This window comes from Streptococcus infantis, assembly GCF_047465035.1.
GTDB classification, from domain to species: Bacteria; Bacillota; Bacilli; order Lactobacillales; family Streptococcaceae; genus Streptococcus; species Streptococcus infantis_T.
This window is the reverse complement of the sequence record NZ_JASHAQ010000038.1, coordinates 1-4670: the sequence shown is the minus strand read 5'-3', so window position 1 is coordinate 4670 and position 4670 is coordinate 1. Positions and strand designations below refer to the sequence as shown.

General features: G+C 40.9%; 5 protein-coding genes. 1 reads left to right on the top strand and 4 read right to left on the bottom strand.

The features are described from left to right. The coding region (locus tag QM406_RS09850; RefSeq protein ID WP_414274112.1) for an IS3 family transposase at positions 1 to 92 on the top strand (92 nt) is incomplete at its 5' end. Positions 93 to 184: 92 nt separating this feature from the next. Here the strand turns inward: QM406_RS09850 and QM406_RS09845 are convergent. From QM406_RS09845 to prfB, 4 genes are all read right to left on the bottom strand, one after another. Further along, positions 185 to 1339 carry an MFS transporter gene (locus tag QM406_RS09845; RefSeq protein WP_414274111.1) on the bottom strand — a complete coding sequence of 385 codons (1155 nt, stop codon included), beginning with the start codon at positions 1337 to 1339 and terminating at the stop codon, positions 185 to 187. Between the two features lie 391 nt (positions 1340 to 1730). Further along, a complete protein-coding gene (ftsX, locus tag QM406_RS09840) occupies positions 1731 to 2657 on the bottom strand; it encodes a permease-like cell division protein FtsX (RefSeq protein ID WP_075232086.1) in 927 nt (308 codons plus the stop codon). Beyond that, positions 2650 to 3342 (bottom strand): cell division ATP-binding protein FtsE, encoded by a 693-nt coding sequence (ftsE, locus tag QM406_RS09835; protein ID WP_049548597.1) that lies wholly within the window; start codon positions 3340 to 3342, stop codon positions 2650 to 2652. The genes ftsX and ftsE overlap by 8 nt, the downstream gene beginning before the upstream one ends. A gap of 15 nt (positions 3343 to 3357) precedes the next feature. Beyond that, positions 3358 to 4453 (bottom strand): peptide chain release factor 2 gene (gene prfB / locus QM406_RS09830; RefSeq protein ID WP_148131633.1). Its coding sequence is split into 2 segments (ribosomal slippage): positions 3358 to 4380 and positions 4382 to 4453, totalling 1095 coding nucleotides; the frame shifts between segments, so codons are not numbered across the junction. Positions 4454 to 4670 lie beyond the last annotated feature (217 nt).

Here is a 4670-nt window from a genome sequence, read left to right as displayed (position 1 = left end):
TAAACTATATTGATTATTACAACAACAAACGAATTAAGGTAAAACTAAAAGGACTCAGTCCTGTGCAATACAGAACTAAATCCTTTGAATAAATTAATTGTCTAACTTTTTGGGGTCAGTACATTCAACACCTGATAGTATGCGTTTTTCTGATTATAAAAACTTTTGGGCCAGCCTCTTTTTGTTAAGCTTCTTTTTTCAGTAGGAGAGAAACAAGGACTGATGTAGCAATCATCCATGCTCCTAGAATGATAAAGGTCATTCGACCATTCGTTGTTACTAAGCCAATTCCTGAAAGAACAAAAGGTGTTAAGGAAGCACCAAAACTACATCCCAAAACAGTATAAGAAGTTGCTTTGTTGAGGAGCTTTGCAGGGATTCTCTCAGAAATTAACTGAAAGACTGTCGTCAGAGCAATACTATAGGCAAATCCTCCTAAGACAGAACCTGCAACGACAACCCAAAGAGAAGGTGAAAGAGCGATGATGATTTGCCCAATACCAAAGGTAACACCCGCAACCAATAAAAGTTTTTCCTTAAAGGCAGAGATGAGGAAAGAAAAGCTAATTCCCGCCAAAATCCCAATCAACTGCATGGCACTGAGTACCAGACTAGACAATTGAGCATCTCCAAAGCCTGCCTCAATCATGAGACTAGGAATACGGAAGGTAATGGCTGTATTGGTACATACAATGACTGCAGCACCGACAGCTAGAAAGAAAATCAACTGTTTCATAGAGCGAGTTAGTTTCGCTACTTCTTCTGTATTTTGCTTGGACTCATGAACTTCTTCTTTGTTATAAGGGACAAAGAGAAGGAATAGTACAAGAACCACTAAACCTGCAGCGTAGGCTAGGAAGGTTGCAGTCCAGCCAAAGGCCAAAAGCTGACCGACTGTCAAGGTCAAGATAGAGGCTCCCACTACCTCAGCTGAACCACGAAAACCAAGCATCTGGATACGAGTCTTGCCATGGTACCGTTCACTGATGATAGAGATAGCCTTGGCGTTTAGCATCCCCACACCAATCCCAAAAAGAAGACGAGTAGCAAAGACAAAGTAGTACCCCTGATACCAGAAGGGAGCTGTTCCGCTGATTGACAAGATCAAAAGTCCCAGGGTCAACTGGAGGCGTTCAGGGAAAATACGCTCAAGAACACCATTCAATAAAAGCATATCCATAATCCCAAAGGATGGGAGACTGACTAGAAGTTCAACCTGACCAGTCGAATAGCCCTGATAATAGTCAAACATGGCTGGTAGGGCACTTGATATAGAAAATGATGTGATCAATACTAACGACAGGGAAAGTATACTCACTTTTTCCAAAAATTGTTTCATTTTATCCTCATTCATTATTTATGTTAAGTCAAAAGAGCTAGATATTACTGTAGAGATAAAAGATTTCTTTCATCTAGTCCCTATCACTCTTTTAGCAAAAAGGTCCTTTCCTATCATACACTGTTTCCCAAAAATTGGCAAGCAACTGATACTCAATGAAAATCAAAGAGCAAACTAGGAAGCGAGCCACAGGTTGCTCAAAACACTGTTTTGAGGTTGTGGATAGAACTGACGAAGTCAGTAACAAATATACGCCAAGACGAAGCTGACGTGGTTTTAATTTGATTTTTGAAGAGTATGGTTTATAAGTTCAACATAAAAAGTAGGACCATCTGACTCGGTCAAGCCTCGATGGTATCCTACTTTTATAGATTTTACTAAATTATCTTACTTAGATTTTCAAGAATCGGCGCATTGAGATTCCTGAACCAAGTGAACCGATACAGATTCCAATGAGGAACAAAAGACCGATCATCAATGGAATAAAAGCATCTGGGGTAATCAGAGATAGATTTTGTCCAACCAAAGATGGGTTAACTGATTGGTAGACTCGGTTATAGATAAAGTAAACCATGATTGATGGAATAGTTGCTCCTAATAGCCCAATGAAGGCACCTTCTAGCAAGAATGGACCACGAATGTAGCTATTTTTAGCACCAACCAAACGCATGATTTGAATTTCACGACTACGTGAAATGATAGTGATACGAATGGTATTTGAAATCAAGAAGACTGCGATGAAAATCAAGAGTCCTGCAATGACCAATCCCCAAACACGGATGAAGGAAGCCAACTTGAAGAGACGCTCCGTATTGGCACCACCGTCTTGAACCTCAGAAACTCCTTCGATTTTCTTAGCTTCTTCAGCGACTGGTTTCACATCACTTGGTGAATTGGTATCTACGATGTAGGCATCATGAAGTGGATTGGCATCTCCTTCAAAAACCTTCCAATCGTCACCCATGGTTTCAGTCAGCTTTTGGTACTGCTCTTCTTTACTTGAGAAGGTTACACTTTTAACAGCTGGCATAGCCTTGAGAGCATCATAAACCTTGTGGTAATCATTGTTAGTGACTGTCTGGCCTTCTTTGACAATGGTTTCACTATTGTCTTCAATATCCTTACGAACATAAACCATGACGCGGACGTTGTTTTCGATATCTGTTGCCAATTTTGCAGTATTAAAGATAACTGAGGCAAAAATAGCAACCAAGGTCAAGGTAATCATTACTGAACTGACAGCAGCAATGGTCATCCACCCATTACGCTTTAAACTCTTTAAAGCTTCGAACAGGTGGCGGAAAAATCTACTAATCATCGTATCCGTACTCTCCTTTCGCTTCGTCACGAACCACACGACCATTCTCGATGGCAATGACACGGTGGCGCAAGGTATTTACGATTTGGCTGTTGTGGGTGGCCATCAAAACAGTCGTACCTTGGAGATTGATGCGCTCCAAGAGGTTCATGATTTCCCATGAGTTATCTGGATCCAAGTTACCTGTCGGTTCGTCGGCAATCAATACCTTAGGATTGTTTACGATAGCACGAGCAATGGCGATACGTTGCTGCTCACCACCTGACAATTCATTAGGGAATGAACGAACCTTATGCTTCAAGCCGACAAGATCCAAAACTTCCATAACACGTTTTTTGATATTGCGACGGCTTTCACCGACAACCTCCATTGCATAAGCGATGTTCTCATAAACGGTTTTCTTTGGTAATAGTTTGTAATCCTGAAAGACAACTCCAACACTTCGACGAAGAAGCGGAATATCTTTCTTTTTAATCTTAACAAGATTAAAACCTGCAACCTGCAAACTTCCTTTTTCAACTTTAACTTCACGGTACAAGGCACGGATAAAAGTTGACTTACCTGCACCCGAAGGACCTACGATATAGGCAAACTCTCCCGGTTCAATTTTCACAGAGACGCCACGTAGGGCTGTTGTCCCGTTGTCATACTTTTTGACAACATCTCTCATTTCAATGATCGACATGTGACTTCCTTTCTTTTAACTAATACGCCATTTCAGATAGGCATCAATGAATCCATCTAAGTCTCCATCCATGACCTTATCTACCTGCGCAACTTCAAAACTGGTACGGTGGTCTTTCACCATGGTATAAGGGGTAAATACATAGGAGCGAATCTGGCTTCCCCATGTGATTTCTTTCTTGTCCCCCTTAAGGGCATCTACCTCAGCAGCTTTCTTTTCCTGCTCCATTTGATAGAGTTTTGCCTGGAGCATCTTCATCGCACGATCACGGTTTCCGTACTGAGTACGGTCAACGGTTGATGCAACGACAATCCCTGTCGGAATGTGGGTCAAACGGACACCTGTTGAAACCTTGTTGACGTTCTGTCCACCTGCTCCACCCGAGCGGAAAGTATCCATCTTGATATCATCTTCTCGAATATCAACTTCAATCGTATCATCCAACTCTGGCATAACTTCTACAGAAGTAAACGAGGTGTGACGACGCTTAGCTGAGTCAAATGGTGAGATACGTACCAGACGGTGAACTCCCATCTCTGACTTGAGAAGTCCATAAGCATTTGGCCCTTCAAAAGACAAGGTCACTGACTTAATACCTGCTTCATCACCTGCTTGATAATCCAAGACTTCAACCTTGAAACCTTTGGCGTTCCCATAACGAGTGTACATACGAAGAAGCATATCGCCCCAGTCTTGGGCTTCTGTTCCACCAGATCCTGGGTGAATCTCTAAAATAGCATTATTATGATCATAAGGCTCTGACAAGAGCAGAGTCATCTCGTAGCTAGTCATCATCTGATCTAGCTCAGCTAACTTCTCCACCAACTCATCCTTAACAGACTCATCCTCTGCTAAAAAGTCTAGTAAGATTTCAGCTTCATCCTGCAACTCCTCCATCTTGTGGAAAGTATTGTAGGTATTTTTTAGTTCATTTAATTCTTGCGACGTTTTTTGGGCCGCAATATTATCGTTCCAAAAATCAGGTTCTGTCATTTTGTTTTCCAAAATGGCAATTTCTTCTTCTAACCCTTCGAGGTCAAAGAGACCCCCTAAAAGAAGCTAATTTTTCACGATTGGCGTCAATTTTTTGACGAATTTCTGAAATGTCCATATTTACTCCTTTTTTGTATCGTTTTATTATACCATAATTTTTCTTATTTATCTAATCGGTGTTTTTTAAAATTTCTTATCAAAATATTTCGGAAACTTCTCAAAGTAACTTCCACTTATCTGACCAAAGTGGAAATTAGTCTAAAACGGATTTTTATGGTGGAATTAAGTGTGAGACGTTTGTGGTAGAAATGAGGCCTACTATGACCAAACATAAA